This is a genomic window from Dyadobacter sp. BHUBP1, assembly GCF_050587785.1.
GTDB lineage: Bacteria > Bacteroidota > Bacteroidia > Cytophagales > Spirosomataceae > Dyadobacter.
Genome location: NZ_JBOBIH010000001.1, coordinates 1511971 through 1531461, shown reverse-complemented (window position 1 = coordinate 1531461; position 19491 = coordinate 1511971). Strand labels below are relative to the sequence as shown.

The following is a 19491-nucleotide window of genomic DNA, read 5'->3' as shown; positions in this document are numbered from 1 at the left end:
GACAATCCCGTTTTTTTACGCATCCTGCTTACTTCTTTTTGTAAGCAATCTTAAAAATGGTTCCGTTGAGATCGTCCGTCACGTACAATGCGCCGTCGGGCCCTTGTGCAAGCCCGCACGGGCGATGCTGAATAGGGCCCGTCGGTTTGGCGAGGTCGGTACCCGCAAAATTATCGGCAAAAATCTCCCATTTGCCCGGTTTGCCATTGACGAAGGGCACAAACGCCACGAGATAACCTTTTTTCAGCTCCGACGACTGGCTGTGAAAGGCAATGAAAGCCCCGTTACGATACCGCGCCGGGAACATATTGCCCGTATAGAACATCAATGCATTCGGTCCCAAATGTGCAGGAAACGCTACCAGCGGATTGATGGCCTTCTCCCCGCCCGTTTTCTTCCCATCGCCGCCGTACTCAGGTGCAAGCATTTTCTTGTTCTGGAAATGATCGTAATAAATGTAAGGCCAACCCGCGTCGTCGCCTTCTTTCAGGCGATAGAGCGTTTCGGCTGGCAGCTCGGCACTGTGCTTGGGGGTATAATACTGCGGGTACATATCGTCGAACTTCCCGCGCCCGTGCGTAGTTGCATACAGGGCGTTGGTCTTATTGTCCCAGTCGATCCCCACCGCATTTTTCACGCCTGTCGCATAACGCGTACCGTCGGAGAATTGCTGATTCAGCTGCCCGGCCTTGAACCGCCAGATCCCGCCCGCCGAATCCAGGATCGAGCAGGGCGACATGCCTTTCGCCGAGCCTGCCGCGCGGCAGTTGTCGTTGTAGGAGCCTACGGTCACGTAGATATTGCCATTATTATCCAGGGTAATAGGCTTTGCATTGTCGCGCCCGTGGTCGGTTAGCCCGCTGATAATGCTTTCCGGTTTGTCAAAATCAATGATTTCATCCTTTTCATTCAACTTATACCTGAAAACACCTTTGTTGGAAGAACTATATAAAAAGCCGTCCTTGATCGCGATGCCTGTGCCGGGGTAGTCGCCGAAAAGCTTCTGCTCATCGATCGCGCCGTCGCCGTTAGTGTCGCGCAACAGGTAAATACCTTTACCGTCTTTCAGTTTGGAAAGCTTTACATACATGTCGCCGTTTTTACCCACCACCATATGCCGGGTAGCCCCCAGGTCGGTAGCGAGCACGGTCGCCGAGAAGCCGGCGGGTAGTTTCAGTTCTTTGGCATCAACAGGCGCGTAGAGGGAGGATTTCTGGGGAGACTCGTTTCGGTAACCTAACAGTGCGGCAGCCGTAGCGGCCAGTACTGCCAGGGCCCCGGTCGACCGGATTAATTTTCTTTGCATGCAATCGTAAAATTGGGTGAAAACACTAATTTTAGGTAAAAGCGTACAGGAACGCTTTTTTAACCAATCCCAAAACGAGTAACCGATTTTAGTACATTTAACCATTACAACTATGGGTCCATACGATGAAGACGACGAACTATATGATGATGATCTTCCCGGAAATTATCCAGCGGGTGAAGACATTTACCGCCAGGGACTTATTGACCCGGATATTGATCCCGAAGACATTTCCCGCGTCAAGCGTGCACTCGACCTGGACGCCGACGAATGGAACGAAAAATCGTTTGACGACGACCTGACCGGCGACGATCTCGACGTTCCAGGCTCAGAATACGACGATGAGGACGAGGAAATCGGGAGGGAAGATGAAGAAAACAACTATTACAGTCTAGGTGGCGATAACCACGAGTGGCAGGAAGAAAACCAGGGCGACTGAGGCACGAGCAAACAAGCATTAGTACCGATATATCAACTTGTTATAGGAATATTTTGAAGAATTTGTAGCTTAGAACATCGTCAGGCAACGCTCTTCAATTTATTCCTATACCCATGCAAAAGCACTTCGGGGCGTTCCGGTCGCTACTACCTATCTTAACGTCTTTCCTCCTCTGCTTACTGCACACATGTAACGGAATCGATACCAGCCATTTACGGGCCGGGATATAAAAACCTTAAAAGCTCGCTGTCCGAAGACCTCGGATAATTTGCTAAGTGCATTTCTTGTAAAAGAACAGTTACGTACGGAATGCGGGTAAGGAGTTTCATTGTAAGTATGAACCAACCTGAGGTTGCTTTTCCCTAAAAACCAACCCGGAACCATGGCCGCATTTACGCCCGAAGCATTTAAGAAAGAGTTTGTTGCAATTCTCGATTATTGGGAAAAATACGGGCCGGATCCAGAGAAGGGCGGATTTTACGGGCGAGTGAATTATGATAACCAGCCGGTGAAGGATTCCGCAAGGTCGGTGGTACTTACCGGGCGACTTCTATGGACGTTTTCACTCGCGCACCGGTTGTTAAAAGAGGCCAAATACCTGACCCTGGCCGACCGGGCCTACCAGCAGCTGATCAAAAATTTCTTTGACGCCGGACATGGTGGCGTATACTGGTCGGTGAATGCGGATGGCTCGCCGCTGGAAACCAAAAAACAGATCTACGGCAACGCATTTGCGATCTACGGACTGGCCGAATATTACCGTGTTACGCATTTCAAACCGGCATTGGAAAAAGCGCAGTCCCTTTTTGAAGTGATTGAAAAGCATGCGTTCGACCCCGTAAATGGCGGTTACCGCGAGGCATTCGCCCGCGACTGGTCGGCGACGGACGATTACATCCTGAGTAAAAGCCCATGGAACAAGAGTATGAACACGCATTTGCATTTGGTAGAAGCATATACCAACCTGTACAGTGTGTGGCCCGATGCAAAGCTCAAAAAGCAGACGGCCGGCCTGCTCGCCACGATCATTACACACATCGTGAATCCAAAAACCGAAACAATGCAGCTGTTCTTCGACGAGCAATGGAAAGCCAAAGACCATATCGTTTCGTTTGGTCACGATATCGAAGCCTCCTGGCTGCTTTTTGAAACGGCGGAAATATTGCACGATGAAAAGCTGATTGCCCGGATGAAGAAAAAATCCATCGCCATGGCCACGGCGGCCTCCAAGGGGCTCGGATTGGACGGTGCATTAAACTACGAATATGATCCCGAAACGAAGCATACCCAAACCGACCGCAGCTGGTGGGTAGCGGCTGAACAGCTTGTGGGGTTTTACAATGCCTACCAGCTTACCAAGGATCCACAGTTTAAAACAAAAGCCGAAAAAAGCTGGGATTACATCGTCAACGAGTTCGTCGACCACGAAAGGGGTGAATGGTTTGGCACCGTCAAAGAGGACGGCACACCGGTGAAAGGCGACAAGATCAGCTTCTGGAAATGCCCTTACCACAATGCACGCGCCTGCGCGGAAATGTGGCGCAGGCTCGGCAAAGCATAATCAATTGAGAAACATTTCATCGACGAGCAGCAATGCGCGCTTGTCTTTGTTACGGTGCCACGCGGGTATTTTGCTGAGCGGTTTAGCTACGATTTTAATGTAAGACACCTGCTGCGGCTTAAACGACCCCGCTACGCTGCGCAGCGACGGCCGCTCGCCTTTCACAGGCATAGGTGCCTTGAACTTCGTGAGCAGCTTCATATTCTCACGCGTGGTACCGCCCCATATTTCAACCAATTCGGGGGGGAAAATACCCGTATCTTCTTCCACCATGTAACGTACGCCGAGCGACGACAGCGTCACAGGCTTTTTAAACTCCGACACAAAAGCCATATCGTTGTCCTTAACGCCCGCCCAGTTGTTGGCCCAGGCGGGATTATTGGCCCCGATCACTCCCAGTTTATGATCGAAGAATGTTTTCACGCCATCGGCCTGGTGTACGCGGTTCAACGGGGCAAGTAATATACCGCTGTCGGGTTGGTAGGCACTTTTATAATAGTCGAATGTAATCATATCGCTGCCATACCAGCCATCTTTGTAGGCCTTGGCACGAATGGTTGTGTTACTGTTAATGACCGTTTTGTGGTCGAGCAATGGAGATTTTATGCTATCCGGCTCCGAACCGTCCATCGTAAACCGCACATCCACGCCCTTGATCGGGTGCTGAATGTCCACAACCAGCGTCTGCGCGAAAATCGGCGAGGGGTTCTTCATTTGCGGTGGATTGAGTTTCAATGGGTTCTTGCCATCGTCTTTGAAACCTCCGATAATGTTTATACCCTTATTGGCCTGCTGCAATTGCGTAACATCGGCAGCCGACAGTTTTGTATCCCAAACAGCGACCGTTTTGACACTTTTCAGTTGAGGTAACAGCCCCTTCAAATCCTTCAGATCCAGTTTTGTGCCGGATAACGTGAGGTTTTGCAAATGCTTCAAGCCCGAAAGTTCCTTCAAGCCCGCTGCACTGACGTCCGTAAAATTGAGGTCGAGTTTGCGGAGATTTTCAAATTTCGCAATGCCTTTCAGATCAGCGTCTTTGACCGGCATTTTGTTCAGGTTCAGAGAGATGATCTGTTTACGGATATCACTCAGTTCCTCGAGCTGGCTGACGTTATATGCCGCTGCATTGTAAATATTCACCGCCAATGCGGGAGACTCGCGCGCGAGAGGCAATATCGTCCGGTAATCGGTATTGAGCGCCTTCACCTTGTCTTCATCAGCAGCCGGGAAATCGTATTCCGCTTCTTGTGTATGCGGTTGCAGGAACGCGGTAGCGAGCATTCGCAATGAATCGGAGGCAGGCAAAGCAGTCAGTTTTTTTTGGAAATCGGCTTTTTGTTTGACCCACAATGTCAGCAGGGAGATTTCCTGCAAAGTAAGCTGTGCCTTTCCCGATGGCGGCATGTGCTTTTTTTCTTCCATCGGTAAATGCACGCGTTGTAGCAAAAGACTCATTTGCGGGTTACCGGGGACAAGCAGCTTACCCGATTTTCCTCCTTTCATAATCGATTGCGGATCGGTCAGGATCAGTTCGCCTTTGAGTTTATCGGGATTATGGCAGCTTGTACATTTTTGTTCGAGAATAGGCTTGATGACATTGGTATAAACAACCGCCTGATCCAACGGCACTTCCGTAATTTCCTTTTTATTGGAAATGGGCTCCCAAATGAAGTTACTGCCATGCGTGAGTGCAGCGCCATAGTGGCCCGTCAGTACGAGGGCCACGACAGCCATCAATGCACCTGCCCTGGCCACTATCGATTTGTACCACCGGGCATTCCTTACCCAATAAATGACAGATGCAAAAAAGAAGATACCTGCTCCAGTCCACTTGTGGTAGGTCAGCGTAGCGCCTTCATAACCTTCCTCTCTCGACAAAAACAGGCCCATAATCACCGTTACCGCCGCAAAGAGTGCCCCGATCAGCAGCAGACCCTGTAAAAAGTTACGGTAGAATGCATTGCCTGCATATTCCGGTCTGAAGCGGAAGAACTCGAGCAGCATGGCCAGCAACAGGATCACGATCGGGAAATGCAGAATGAGCGGGTGCATCCGGCCGATGGTTTGCAGCCACGCCGGGATCACGAGTTTGCTTTCGAAGAGCAGTAAAAACAGTATAAAAATATTGGAAGCAACCAGTAACTGTTCCGCGAAAACCCTGAGTTTCAAATGCATTTATAATTCCACCAAAAAATGACCAATGATAAACAATTCTGAAAAAATCAGCTGATAATGTCCCTGACTACCTTGCCCGATACGTCGGTGAGCCGGTAGCGGCGCCCAAGGTGTTTGAATATCAGCTTTTCGTGGTTCAGGCCGAGCTGATGCAGGATCGTCGCCTGAAAATCGTGCACATGCACAGGGTCTTTGGCAATGTTGTAGCCAAGTTCGTCGGTTTCGCCGTAGACAATACCGGGCTTGATACCTCCGCCGGCCATCCAGATCGTGAAGCAGCGCGGGTGGTGATCGCGGCCATAGTTTTCGGGTGTGAGCTTGCCCTGGGTGTAACTGGTACGGCCGAATTCCCCGCCCCAGATTACGAGCGTTTCGTCGAGTAGCCCCCTTTGTTTCAAATCGGTGACCAAGGCAGCGGATGCCTGGTCGACGTCCATAGCTTGTTTGGTTATTTCAAATGGCAGGTTACCGTGCTGGTCCCACCCCTGGTGATAGAGCTGCACAAACCGCACACCGTTCTCTGACAGTTTGCGTGCGAGCAGGCAGTTGGCCGCGTACGTACCCGGCACCAGGCATTCGGGCCCGTACAGCTTGATAATATCATCGGATTCTTTGGACAAATCCATGACTTCCGGTACCGCGGTTTGCATGCGGTAGGCCATTTCATATTGTTTAATCTTCGCTGTAATTTCCGGGTCACCAAATTCCTGGTACGACAATTCATTTAGTTCCGAAAGCTTGTCGAGCATATCGCGGCGCTCTTTGCGGTCCATTCCTTCGGGGTCACGCAGGTAAAGCACCGGATCTTCCCCTTTACTGAACTGCACGCCCTGGTGTACCGAATCGAGGAAGCCGTTGGACCATAATTTCGAATACACGCCCTGCCCGTTTCCGACACCGCGCGACAGCAATACCGTAAAATTCGGCAGGTTTTTATTCTCATTCCCCAATCCATAACTCAACCACGAGCCCATACTCGGCCGGTTTCCCTGCTGCGAGCCTGTTTGGAGGAACGTCAATGCCGGATCATGGTTGATGGCCTCGGTGTACATCGAACGGATAATGCACAGATCGTCCACGATTTTGGAAGTATAAGGCATAAGATTGCTCACCCACGCCCGCGACTGGCCATATTGTTTGAAATCCACGAAAGATCCGACCAGCGGAAACGACGCCTGGTTGGCCGTCATGCCCGTGAGTCGCTGCGTACCACGGACGGAAGGCGGTATTTCCTGCCCGAACATTTCGCGAAGCTTCGGTTTATAGTCAAAAAGCTCCTGCTGCGAGGGGGCGCCATTTTGGAACAAGTAGATTACCCGCTTCGCTTTAGGCGCGAAATGCGGGATACCTGGCGCGAGTCCCTCCTCCTCGAGTCCGCCCCCTTTCAACAGATCGGGCATGAGCAACGAGCCCAATGCTACACTCCCGATGCCGAGGCTCATCGTGGACAGGAAGCGCCTTCTGTTGAAACTAAATCCGTGTTCAATGATTTCCTTTTCCATTTTTTTTGAACTTCGGCTTTCGGCTGTCGGCCGTCGGCCTTTTTTTGAACTTCGGCTTTCGGCAATCGGCCGTCGGCCTTTTTTTAAATACTACATATATATTTACAAGATCACCATATCCGAAAGCCGAAAGCCGAAAGCCGACAGCCGTCAAGACTTCGTGATAGTTTCTTCCAAATTGTAAATCGTGGAAATGACGCGCATCAGTGCGGCCTGTACCCTTTTGTCCACATTTTTGGTGATCGGGTACTCTCCCACCGAGATCATCTTTTCGGCCTTTTGAGGCTGAATTTCTTTCAGTTCCTTTGCATAGTAGCCTGTAAGCACTTCCAATTCTTTCTGGCTTGGTTTGCGGCAAACGATCTGCCTGAACGCCCTGGTGATCTTCTCCTCTGTCGTGGTCTTTTCCTGCAACAGCTTCGCGGCGAGCACGCGTGAGGCTTCCAGCACCGTCGGGTCGTTCATCATCACCAATGCCTGTAACGGGGTATTCGTTTTGAGACGCCTTACTTCGCACAAATCCCTGTTACTGGCATCGAAAATCGCCATCGTGGGAGGTGGAACGGTGCGCTTGATGAGCGTGTACATGCCGCGCCGGTAAAGACTTGCCCCATGATCCTGGTTATAGACCGATAGCAACCCGCGTCCCGAAGTAGCGCCTTCCCACAAACCCGCAGGCTGGTAAGGTTTCACACTCGGGCCGCCGATGGTGCGGTTGAGCAGCCCGCTGCTGGCAAGCACGAGGTCTTTCACAAACTCCGCGTGTATGCGGTAGCGCGGTCCGCGCGCGAGGTACACATTATCCGGGTCGCGCGCGAGGTGTTCCTTCGTTACCACGGCCGACTGGCGATAAGTAGCCGACATCACCATTTGCTTCACAAACCGTTTGATATCCCAGTTATGCTCCATGAAATCCACCGCCAGCCAGTCGAGGAGTTTCGGGTGCGTCGGCAGCTCGCCCTGCATCCCGAAATCACCGGAGGTTTTGACAATACCTTTTCCAAAGAACTCCTGCCAGAGGATATTCACATACACCCTCGCTGTCAACGGGTTCCGCTTATCGAACAGCCATTGCGAAAGTCCGAGCCGATTTTTAGGATATTTTTGATCAAATGGAAGGATAGCCGCAGGTGTACCAGCCTGCACTTCCTCGCCCGGCGCGTCATAGGCCCCGCGTTTGAGGACGTAAGTCTTGCGTAACGTATCCAGATCCCCCATAACCGACACGATCAGCCGGTTGGTATCGGGCTTGTTAATGAATGTCAGAATGTTCCTGACATCCTCGTTACTGATCTCCATCAGCGGCTTTTTCGCGTAAGTCTCCGGTCCGCCGATCACCGATTCGATGCCGACTTCATTCACATTATTAAAGAACGCGAACATCTGGTAATATTCCTTTTGCGAAAACGGGTCGTATTTGTGGTCGTGACAATGCGCACATTCGAGCGTAACGCCTAGTAACCCTTTGCCGAAAAGGTCGTTACGGTCGGTAACGTACATAATGCGGTATTCCTCGGGTATCACCCCGCCCTCTTCGGTAATCTTGTGGTTGCGGTTGAAGCCCGTTGCCAGGAGCTGTTCCTTTGAAGAGTTGGGAAGAAGATCGCCGGCCAATTGCCACGTCACAAAATCATTGTAATGCATGTTCTTGTTGAAGGCGTGGATCACCCAGTCACGCCACGGCCATTGGGTACGGTAGCCATCGTCCTGGTAGCCGTGCGAATCGGCATAGCGGGCGAGATCGAGCCAGTGAATAGCCATTTTTTCACCGTAAGTGGGGTTGGCAAGCAGCTTATCGACCATTTTCTCGTAAGCATTCGGGCTTTTGTCTGCCAGGAACTCGTCCATCAGCTCCAAGCTCGGCGGCAGACCGTTCAGATCTAGGCTCAGGCGTTTGAGCAAGCGCTCATTATCCGCTTCGGCGCTGGGTTCGAGCCCTTTCTGCTCCTGTTTTTCCAGAATGAAATAGTCGATATCGTTTTTGACCCAGTCCTCGTGATGCACCTCAGGCCGTTTTGGCTTTTTGGGTGCCACAAATGCCCAGTGCTTTTCATATTTCGCACCTTGCTTGATCCATTTGCCGATCAGGTCGATTTCCCGCTGGGATAGTTTGAGGTTGGAGGCAGGCGGCGGCATACGGAGAGTCGTATCCTCCGTCGTAATGCGCAGGTAAACGGCGGAATGATCGGGTTTGCCTGCCACCAGTGCATGTGCTTTGGGATTGTCTTTCAATGCGGCGAATGCGCTCGCAGGATCGTCTAGACGCAGGCCTGCTTCCCGCTTATTCGCATCGGGACCATGGCAGGCCAGACATTTGTCGGAAAGAATGGGCCGGATATCGAAGTTGTAACTTACCTGCTCGGGCAGTTTTTCCTCGGCAGCATTCCCCTGCCTGTCGTTGCACGATTGGACGCCCAAAGCAACCACAACCGCTCCGGTCAGCAGCAAAAAACGAGTCCTTAAATACATCATTTTGGGTTCAGGTTCTGTGACATTTTTTTACCCAGTATATAAATTTAACTAAAAAAATGCACATTTAATGAAGCGATAATACCAATTTGAGATCAAAGAACTGTCCTGTTCTATACTGCTCTTGTCCAATTATTTACTTTTAACCAAACAAAAAGAGCAATGCCGTACAGACATTGCTCTTTCGCCGGTCGCTATCCGAAAAAACTACTTACCTGCCGCTATCCATGCATTGGCTTTGTCCTCGAGCAGTTTGAGCGGCACGCAACCCGATTCCAGTACCAGCTTGTGAAATGCGCGGATATCGAATTTCGTCCCCATTTCTTTTTCCGCCTTCGAACGCAATTCCCGGATTTTCAGCTGGCCGATCTTATACGACAATGCCTGCCCGGCACCCGCCATATAGCGCTCGACTTCCGCCGTAATGCTTTCCTCCGATTCTGCTTCGTGATCCAGGGAATATTTGATCGCCTGATCGCGTGTCCAGCCTTTCGAATGCAGGCCGGTATCCACCACGAGGCGAATCGCGCGGTGCATTTCCGCGCTCAGCATACCGAAATACTGATAAGGGTCGGTATAGAGCCCCAGTTCTTTGCCCAGCGACTCGGTATACAGCGCCCAGCCTTCGCCATAGGCACTATACCAAAGATTTTTCCGAAACTCCGGCAAGGCGGTATTCTCCTGCTGTAACGAAATCTGATAATGGTGTCCCGGAATGGCTTCGTGCAGGAAAAGACTTTCATCCGAAACAATATTGTATTCTTTGGCGTCCGGCACAGGAACATAGAAAATCCCGGGACGCGAACCGTCGGGCAGCCCAGGATTATATTCAGCAGAAGCCGATGCTTCCCGGAATGCCTCCGTCCTGCGTACCTCGAACGGCGTTTTCGGGGTAAGCTCAAAGAGCTTGGTCAGGTTCGGCTTCATCCGCTCGTGAATCTCATTGAAATGCGCGATTACCTGTTCTGCTTTGGTAAAAGGCATGAGCTTCTTATTCGCCCGGACTGCATTGAAGAAAGATTTGAGATCACCCTGGTAACCAACCTGGGCCTTCACTTTCTCCATTTCAGCTGAAATACGCGCTACTTCTTTCAACCCGATCTGATGAATTTCTTCTGCCGTCAGATCGGTGGTGGTATAGTATTTAATGTAGTGGTTGTATAAAGCCTTACCGTTCGGAAGCGCCGCGAAGCCATCGGTCATCCGACCGGCCGGAAGGTATTCCTTTTCCATGAAAATATGCATTTTCTGAAACGTCGGAATAATTTTCGATTCAACCATTGCCGCATATTCCTTTTCAAGCCTTGCCTTGTCTTCATCCGAAAAATCCTTGGGGAAGTTCTTGACAGGCGAATAAAACAGATGGTCTTTCACCGGCCCGTGGTCCATGTCTGCCAACTGCGGGATCACCTTTTTGATCAGCGGTGCCGGCAAAACATAGCCCTGCTTGATCCCATTACGCATATTCACCACAGCTGTATCGCACCACACCACGAAGCCATCCACCCGTTTCAGCCAATTATCGTAATCTTTCACAGTCTTAAACGGCTGCAAACTGCTGCCGCTCGCCATTTGCCCGATCATCAGGTGTGTAGAGAAAATCTGGTTGATCGGCATCAGCTCGACCGGGTATTTTAAGCCTTCCAGGTTAATGCTGCACTCCCATTCGATCAGGTCCCAGCTTACCTTTTCCTCCGGTGTCAGCTTCCCGTGATCGTACCTGGCAAGCTCATCCTGGTACTTTCGGTAAAAGGCGATCATACGTGCTTTTCCTGCCTGCGAGAGATCATCCGACATTTTGTCGTTGTAGCGGTTATCACCATTCATGGTCGCCTCCAACGGGTAGAGTGGAAGCCTCTCTTCATAGTATCGGGCAAATACTTCACTAATCGGTGGCATAGTACTTTCTGCTTTTTCTGATTTTTTCTGACACGCCTGCATGAGCACGACCGTGGCGATAAACACGTGACAAACCAGTTTTTTCATGAATAATATCGTTTGGAACAGCGTAAAGTAAACAAAAAGTGCCGGAAGAAATCAACGTTCTCCGGCACTTTCAATATGGCAACAGGGAAGTCCAGTGCTTAGCCTGTGGTGTTAATCGTATAATTTCCGAGGATATTCAACTCTCCTCCGCCCTCTACTTCGATGTTCCGGACAGTGATATTCTGGCCAACCGCCACCACGTGTCCCGGATTAACACGCACATAGTCGCCTACGCCCGGAGGTCGTCCCGCCGACCAGATCGAGCGGTCAAGCCACGCGCCTGAAGCGGTTGTTTCGATCACATTCGAAAAGAGGGAAGTCGTTTTGAAGTTCCTGAACAATAGTGAGTCGGTAACAGTACCTTGCGCCCCGAACCAATCCCGCAGGATATCGGAATAAATCCGCCTGAAATCCACCTGCATTTTGATCTCCTGATTCTCATTGGTCGGGCTGGTGGTAGGCGGTTCGAGATCATTATTCAGGTCCGGCACGACGCCTACCATTTGGCGCTTGATACCTGTTCCAAAGACAAACATCGGCGCTGCAACGCCATGATCGGTCCCCCGCGAAGCGTTGGAGTTGGCGCGCCGTCCGAAATCCGAGAAGGTCATACCCACCACCCTGTCGGCAGTCCCCTGAAGGACCAGGTCGTTTTGGAACGAAGACACCGCGTCGGAAAGCCTTTTGAGCAAGTTGGCGTGAGTTCCCAAGGTCGTGTCGCTTGCTGTGACCTGATCACCATGTGTGTCAAATCCGCCTTGCTCCACAAAATATATCTTCGTCTGCAAACCTCCGTGGATCAGTCTCGCTACGATTTTAAGCTGTTCCGAAAGTTCGGTGGTGGTACCCGCCGTAGGATATGTCGCCAGAGTTCTGCCGGCATCGTAAGCCCGCTTGATCTGCCCCGAATAACCCGTAGAAAGGAGCTGCTGCTGCCGCACATGCTTGATCATCTCCCCGGCGTCGCAGCAGGGCAGATCGTTGGAGGCCAATCCAGCGCCACCATTCAGCAACGCATAAAAGTTATTTACGTTTTCCACAGAGATATTCATCGGGCTTTGCGGCCCGAGCAAGCTTGTCGAATTCAGTACCCCGATCTGCAAAGCCAGCGGGTCCTTCATGGTGTCGTTCGGGTAATTCTGGGGATAACCCGGAAAACGGTTGTCGAGGTAACGACCGGCCCATCCACTGTTGGAATATTGGTTGGCATCCGTGGCCGTCATCCAAATGTCCGACGACCGGTGGTGTGACTGGTTCGGGTTCGGATATGAAACCGAATTGATAATCGCGAGCCGCCCCTGGTTGTACATGTCCCGCATACCGGTCATCGAAGGGTGCAACCCCGCCTCCGCCATACCCGACAGCGTGAGTACTTTGCTTTGCGGGATAGCGATGTTACTCCGGATACTCTGGTATTTGGAATAATATTGAAGCGGGATGACCGTGTTCAGCCCGTCATTCCCTCCATTCAGATAGATGATCACCAAAATGCGGTCCGTAGCCGCAGCAGCAGTTCCCATGAGCGATCGCACAAGCGATGAGCGGTTGCTGAGGCTGCTTATGCCAAATCCGTTTACCATTACAGGTAACGCCATGGCTGAGGCTGATGCCAGAAAGTCTCTTCTTTTCATACGATTTCTAATTAAAACACCTCATACTCAGCCATCCTGATCATATACCGCATCAGGTTGGAACATCTGTTTCTAACGGCATTGGCAGCGGTGGTACTCGTCGGGTTGGTACGATAGGCATTCAATTCGTAGCGCCATTCGATCCGCGGCAGGTTATTCATAAATACCACATCGATGAGATAGGTTTTCTGCGTCTCCGAAAGGTCGATCGCAAAAAGATTTTTGGAAAATGCGGCCAATACCACATCCGGGGTGATGGCCGCGGTGTTCGTGTCGGTAAAGTTGGGCTGGAGCTTCTGAATCCAGGCGAGGAAATCGATCCCTAAAGTATAGCCAGGCTTTACTACCACGTTCGGATAGATGATCGAGTCACTATTCCCCCTTCGCGCAGTGATCGTCGAGCCGTTGATCCAGTTTTTGGAGTAACCTACCTGGTAATAAGGCGGATACCCAAACACCAGCGGCTGCGTGAGGATTTCGAGGTTCATACCGCCCATTCCCCAAAGGAAAAAACGGATGTAATTGATATATGCCGCAGTGTCCGTCATCATATCCGGGCAAGGCAATTCAAAATAACGCCCCATGCCCACCAGGTATTCCATCGGCGATTTGATGATCGCGCCAATATTCTGGTCACTGAAAAATATCTCGCTTTTGAGCAGCTTTTCAAGCACCGGCTTGATATTATAATTGTTCTCAGGGCTCGCGAAGAATGCAGCTAACGGAACGATCACATTGTTTTCGATGTCCTGGGTTACATTCTGGTTAACATACCAGCGGTAAAGCTTGCGACAAATGTGCTTCGGTGTCTCGGGATGCCGCAGCAGCATATCTACCAGTTCATTCATCTCCACGTCACCGGCAGTGTCGTCGCTGCGGCCCTGAATGGTAATGCCGCCGTACTTCGCCGAAAACGTTTTATTGGACGTATCGTGGTAGTTCCTATGGAAATTCGAAGTAAAATCGGTCGTTCCGTTGACATAATAGTTGGTAACCATCCACCCTGTCAGCACTTTCGACGCCGCCTTTACATCCTCTTCGGTATAGTTCGGATTACCGTAATAATCAAGCTGCCCTACGGTAAAAAGCTCTTGCAATTCTCTGGCGTAGTTCTCGTTGGGATGGTCTTTATTATTGCCGTGCCCGTTCTGAAAAATGAGCATGGCAGGATCTTTCGTAATCCCGATGGTCATTGTTTTGAAATTTCCGAGGCTGTTGTCGCGCAGGAATTTCAGGTACCGGTACATGTAGCGGTAGTCGGCCATGACGTTCTGCGACACCACGAAATGGTTCTGCCAGAAGGCCGTCAATTTTTCAAGCACCGACGGTTTATTATTCTGCAACATCATCAGCCCTACCCACCAATAGCGCAAATACACGCTAAGTTCGCCGCTTCGTGACGAGACGAACGGAAAGGCCGTAAACGGCTGCATATAGTAAGGGCTGGTAGGCGCATAATCAACCGGAGGCGGGGGCGATGCCGTGTAGGAAACATTCGCGAATAGCTGGTCAACCGCCGTGCCGGGGTTCAGACCGGTAAATGCGGCAATCTCCGCGCGTGTGGGGCCCATTGTAGCTCTTCTAAGCAGGTGAGCCGCCTTGTTGGCTGTAAGCGGTACTGTATAAGGATCAAGATAAGCCATAAGTCATTGAATTAATATTTTCCGTTCGGTTGAGCACATGATCATCTGCTGACCAATACTTTATATGATTTTGACAACCCATCGGTAAAGGAGAATTTCAACAGGTAAATGCCAGCAGGGATACGGCTTACGTCAATTCCGTCGCCTGAAACTTCACGCGACGCATACACCGTCCGCCCGCCAGTGTCCGTGAGCCGGGCAGAAGCCAGATTTTGCCTGATATTCGAAGAAAAAAACAGTTTTTCGGCAACTGGGTTAGGGTAAACGGCCCAGTCAGGCTGGCCATCCATCGCCACTTTCACGATGCGGCTATATGCGAAAGTCTCATCCCCGCGGTCCACCATTTTCAGTCGGTAGAAATTATTGCCACCCAGGGGATTTTCATCCACAAATTCATATTGCGACGGCGCCAAAGGCGTTGTGATACCATCTCCCCGGGCAGCCACACGGCCTATCTGGCGCCAGGATTTCGCGTCATCGCTGCGTTCGATATCAAAGTGGCTGCTGTTAACCTCCTCGGAGGTAGACCATTGCAGATAGCTCGCATGCTCACGCGCGACGGCCGTAAAGCTCACTAGTACAACCGGCAATGCCCCATCGCGCAATGCGGCCAGCGTGTACACATTGTAAGTATTGGGTGCAATGTCAAGAATAGTGGTCAGCGATCCGGACGTTTCCGTACTAGGCTGCCCGAAAAGGGACGTATCGTCCACGGTAGCAGGCAAATTCACCCATTTGGTACCGTCCCAGCCGGCAATAGTCAGTTTGGAAAGCCCCCGGTTGGTAACCAGCGCATTCACCGCGCTGCTGCTATTCCACGAAAGCGTAATGCGACTCGGAGAAGCGCCATTGATATCCCAATATTCACTGGTACTGATAGCGGCTAGTCCCTCGCCCATGGAACTGGTACTGAATGGACCCCCTTCCGGCAAAACGCCATAGTCACCGCCGGCAGGGTTGCTTGTAATAGCCACCCCCGGGTTGACGCCGTAGTACGCCCCAACCGCCTGATCGGAACCGAGGGAGAACGGGCGCAACGCGCCATTATCGCCTACCGGAAAAATGAATGGTTCCGAACCTGATTTTTTGACATAGCCGTCGATAAATTTGCCATCGCCCAGCACACCGGAAGTGACTGCTGCTCCGAAACTTACAATACCAATGGGAGAATCTCTTTTGGTAAAGATCGCACTGTTGTCTTGCGCACTCACACCCCGACTACCTCCCCAGAAAAACAACACAGATAGAGTTATAGAACAAATTCTAGACATAGTTATAAGGTTCTTCAATACTACATCAAATATAAAATAAATCCGTCACATAATGTGTGACAAAATTATACCAATTAATACTACAAATTATTGAGTGTTTGGTAAAAGTACAGTAATTATCAGGTAAATAGCCGCTAAGAACACTACAAAAGCACTTTTTTTATTCAAAAAAATATTTAAAATTCTTCTACACGCTAGCTAAGGAATTTAGACACCCCTCGAAACTATTCGTTTAGTTTTATTTCATTCCACACTATGAATAGAAATGAGGGGACACTAATTTGCGCAGGGCAACATTGTGAACAGCTATATTTAATTACTCTCATCCCTATGGACCGGGGATCCTGGTCGATACAAAATGAATCACGAAACGGAAATGAAACAGAGCGTGCTGATTATCGGGAGTTCCAATACCGACATGGTGGTCAAGACGGAACATTTTCCCAAGCCGGGCGAAACCGTGCTGGGAGGGACATTCCTGATGAACCCGGGAGGTAAGGGGGCAAACCAGGCCGTAGCCGCGGCAAGGCTCGGCGCCGATGTGCGTTTTGTAGCTAAAACCGGAAATGATATTTTCGGAAAGCAGGCGCTTGAAGGATTCGGAAAGGAAGGTATCGATACCCGGTTCATGACCGAATCGGGCGGCATGGCATCGGGCATTGCATTGATTACCGTCAATGCGCAGGGGCAAAACGAGATTGTAGTCGCTTCCGGTGCGAATATGGACCTGTATCCCGCCGATATCCCCGACGATGTATTTAAAGACGTGACTCTGGTCCTTTTTCAACTGGAAATCCCGGCAGAAACAGTGCATTGGGCATTGACGAAATGTGCGGAAAAGCAAATCCGGGCAATCCTCAATCCCGCTCCCGCCGCGCCGCTTGGCCCCGGGTTCCTCAGCGGCTTATATCTGATCACCCCCAATGAAACCGAGACTGAACTCATTACCGGTATCGCCATAGAAAGCGAAGAATCACTTCGCAAGGCGGCGCGACACCTGTTTGAGCAAGGTGTGCAGAACGTCATCATTACGCTGGGCAGCAAAGGCGTTTACCTTGCCAGCGACAGTTTCACGGGCATTATCCCGACTCCCGTCGTGGAAGCGGTGGATTCCACCGCGGCAGGGGATGTTTTCAATGGCGCATTATTGAAAGCACTTGCCGATGGCGAAACGCTCGAACAGGCCTGTCGTTTCGCCTGCCGGGCCGCCGCAATTTCCGTTACGCGTATGGGCGCGCAAAGCTCTGCTCCTTTTCAACATGAACTAGATTCCTTTTTTAATCATGACTAAAATCCCTGTTATCATAGACTGCGATCCTGGCCACGACGATGCGCTGATGCTCATGCTCGCGCACGGAAGCGGATGTTTCGACATTAAAGCCGTCACCATTTCGGCCGGTAACCAGACACAGGCGAAAACCTTGCAGAATGCACTGAAAGTGTTGACGCTCATTGGGGCAACCGACATTCCCGTGTACCACGGTGCCGATAAGCCGCTGTTCAGAGAACTGGTCATCGCGGATTATGTGCACGGCGAAACCGGCCTCGACGGCCCATCCCTGCCTGCACCGGTAATGCAAGCCCAGTCGGTGAGCGCATTGGAAGGGATCGCCGCAATACTGACTACTTCGGAGACGCCCGTCACTATCGTGCCCACCGGCCCGCTGACCAACATTGCGACGTTTCTGCTTGCTTACCCGCATCTCAAAAGTAAAATCGAACGCATTTCGCTCATGGGAGGCGGGATATTCCGGGGCAACATGACGCCCCTCGCCGAGTTTAACATTTACGCCGATCCCGAGGCAGCCGCCATTGTATTCAAAGCCGGTGTCCCCATCACCATGTGCGGACTTGATGTGACCCACAAAGCCCTCGTATTTCAAAAGGATATCGAACTTTTACGCGCATTGGGGAACCAGGCCGGCAGAGCAGCCGCCGATCTCATGGATTTCTTTTCGATTTTCTACCGCGAAAACCGGGCCGAGCTCAACGGCGGTGCCGCCCTGCACGACCCCTGCGCCATTGCTTGGTTGATTAACCCGGGCATTTTCAAGACAAAGTCCTGTTATGTCGATGTAGAAACAAAAGGCGAGCTGACCCGCGGCGCAACAGTTGTGGATTTTTATAATACCCTGCAAATGGAGCCCAACGCGACCGTAGCGTATGATATCGACCGTGACGCGTTCATGGATTTGCTTTTCAACGCGATCAAGGTATTGCCTTAAAGCAGCACGGAAACCTCGTCTTCGACATCCCGGCGCGCGGCGCGATGGCGTACTGCCACGTTACCTGCGTGAAGGATTACCAGGCCGCCGAAAGCGCAGAAGGCCATCATGCCCACCATCGGCATGGCCGTATTGTTATGCAGGAAGCTCACTATGGCTGAGATAACGGCGCCGGCGCCCATACGCCAGCTGCCCATGAGCGCAGACGCACTACCTGTATGCTTGCGGAAAGGTGCGAGCGAAAGCGCCGAGGCGTTCGGGCCGGTAAGGCCCTGTCCGGTCAGGAAAACAAACATCGTTCCGATCAGTGAAAAGAGCCCGAACCAGTTGTTGTACACGCCGACGATCAGGAACAACCCTACAATGCTCTGGTAGATGAGCGTGAAACGGATGATCTGCTCGCTGGTGTATTTTTTAAGTAAAAAGTGATTCAACTGGGTGGAGCCGATCATCGCAACGGCCAGGAATGCGAAAATCCAGCCGTATTGCTGCTCAGAGACTTTATAGATGTTCATAAACACATCCGAGGAGCCTGAAATATAAGCGAATGGCGCGGCCGTTGCCAAACCACCTGCGAGTGTATAAATCAAAAACTGTGGTTGCGAAATCACCGTCATATATCCTCCTAACACCGCCTCCGGACGAAGTGAAACGGTGGCATCGGCGCTACGGCCTGTCGGCAGGAAGAAGTAAATAGCCGTGATAATCAGGCTCACGATACCCGCCAGGATCACGAAAATCCAGTACCAGGCGATGGAGGCTGTCACGTAACCGCCCACCGTGGGAGCGATCATAGGGGAAACTGCAATAACCAGCGTAATGAGCGAGAAAACTTCCGCGCGCTTATCGGCAGGAAAAAGGTCGCTCACAAGTGCCTGTGACGCAACGAGGCCCACACATCCTCCCATCGCCTGGAAAAAACGCATGGCGATCAGTGCATCCACCGACGACGTCATCGCACAGCCGAACGAGGCGATTACGTACAATATCAGCCCGGCGTACAGCGGTTTCTTACGGCCAAAGCGGTCGAGCAGCGGGCCGTAAAGCAGCTGTCCGATACAAATACCAATGAGGTAGCTCGTTAGCGAAAGTTGTACTTTGTCGATAGTGGTTTTCAGATCCGACGCAATCCTGGGGAAACCCGGCAGGTACATGTCGATGGAGAAAGGACTGACGGTCGCCAGCGATCCGAGGATCAGGATAATAAAGAAGTATTGCTTACGGCTCATGGACTTACATTCACTCAATGCAAAGTTAACGGGCAGGTAAGCACATTAAGTTCC

The 19491-nt window shown here is 51.2% G+C and carries 13 protein-coding genes; 4 read left to right on the top strand and 9 right to left on the bottom strand.

The features are described from left to right. Positions 1-28 precede the first annotated feature (28 nt). The gene (locus ACQ4MZ_RS06270) at positions 29-1306 is read right to left on the bottom strand and encodes a PQQ-dependent sugar dehydrogenase (RefSeq protein WP_430843721.1); all 1278 of its coding nucleotides are present in this window, start codon (positions 1304-1306) and stop codon (positions 29-31) included. Positions 1307-1418: 112 nt separating this feature from the next. Between ACQ4MZ_RS06270 and ACQ4MZ_RS06265 the strand changes: the two genes are divergently transcribed. After that, positions 1419-1745 (top strand): hypothetical protein, encoded by a 327-nt coding sequence (locus tag ACQ4MZ_RS06265; RefSeq protein WP_430843720.1) that lies wholly within the window; start codon positions 1419-1421, stop codon positions 1743-1745. 382 nt (positions 1746-2127) lie between these two features. After that, positions 2128-3306 (top strand): AGE family epimerase/isomerase, encoded by a 1179-nt coding sequence (locus ACQ4MZ_RS06260; RefSeq protein WP_430843719.1) that lies wholly within the window; start codon positions 2128-2130, stop codon positions 3304-3306. Here the strand turns inward: ACQ4MZ_RS06260 and ACQ4MZ_RS06255 are convergent, their stop codons facing one another. The 7 genes from ACQ4MZ_RS06255 to ACQ4MZ_RS06225 form a co-directional block, all read right to left on the bottom strand. Next, on the bottom strand, positions 3307-5481 hold the full coding sequence (locus tag ACQ4MZ_RS06255; protein WP_430843718.1) for a c-type cytochrome domain-containing protein: 2175 nt from the start codon (positions 5479-5481) through the stop codon (positions 3307-3309). Between the two features lie 47 nt (positions 5482-5528). Next, entirely contained in the window at positions 5529-6983 is a 1455-nt protein-coding gene (locus ACQ4MZ_RS06250; protein ID WP_430843717.1) for a DUF1501 domain-containing protein, read from the bottom strand. A gap of 150 nt (positions 6984-7133) precedes the next feature. Further along, entirely contained in the window at positions 7134-9452 is a 2319-nt protein-coding gene (locus ACQ4MZ_RS06245) for a PSD1 and planctomycete cytochrome C domain-containing protein (RefSeq protein WP_430843810.1), read from the bottom strand. Positions 9453-9659: 207 nt separating this feature from the next. Further along, the gene (locus ACQ4MZ_RS06240; RefSeq protein WP_430843716.1) at positions 9660-11438 is read right to left on the bottom strand and encodes a DUF885 domain-containing protein; all 1779 of its coding nucleotides are present in this window, start codon (positions 11436-11438) and stop codon (positions 9660-9662) included. 98 nt (positions 11439-11536) lie between these two features. Next, positions 11537-13069, bottom strand: coding sequence for a DUF1501 domain-containing protein (locus ACQ4MZ_RS06235; protein WP_430843715.1), 1533 nt, complete (start codon positions 13067-13069; stop codon positions 11537-11539). A gap of 11 nt (positions 13070-13080) precedes the next feature. Then, positions 13081-14712 (bottom strand): DUF1800 domain-containing protein, encoded by a 1632-nt coding sequence (locus ACQ4MZ_RS06230; protein WP_430843714.1) that lies wholly within the window; start codon positions 14710-14712, stop codon positions 13081-13083. A gap of 41 nt (positions 14713-14753) precedes the next feature. Further along, a complete protein-coding gene (locus ACQ4MZ_RS06225; protein ID WP_430843713.1) occupies positions 14754-15983 on the bottom strand; it encodes a T9SS type A sorting domain-containing protein in 1230 nt (409 codons plus the stop codon). Positions 15984-16359: 376 nt separating this feature from the next. On the opposite strand from ACQ4MZ_RS06225, the gene rbsK reads away from it, so the two are divergent. Together rbsK and ACQ4MZ_RS06215 are read left to right on the top strand one after the other, a co-directional pair. Then, complete coding sequence (rbsK, locus tag ACQ4MZ_RS06220) at positions 16360-17274, top strand: ribokinase (RefSeq protein WP_430843809.1); 915 nt, start codon at positions 16360-16362, stop codon at positions 17272-17274. Then, positions 17267-18208, top strand: a complete 942-nt coding sequence (locus tag ACQ4MZ_RS06215; protein WP_430843712.1) for a nucleoside hydrolase — start codon at positions 17267-17269, stop codon at positions 18206-18208. Before rbsK ends, ACQ4MZ_RS06215 begins: the two co-directional genes overlap by 8 nt. Here ACQ4MZ_RS06215 and ACQ4MZ_RS06210 read toward each other — a convergent pair. Next, complete coding sequence (locus ACQ4MZ_RS06210) at positions 18205-19437, bottom strand: multidrug effflux MFS transporter (RefSeq protein ID WP_430843711.1); 1233 nt, start codon at positions 19435-19437, stop codon at positions 18205-18207. The two genes, ACQ4MZ_RS06215 and ACQ4MZ_RS06210, sit on opposite strands and share 4 nt — an antisense overlap. Positions 19438-19491: the final 54 nt, after the last annotated feature.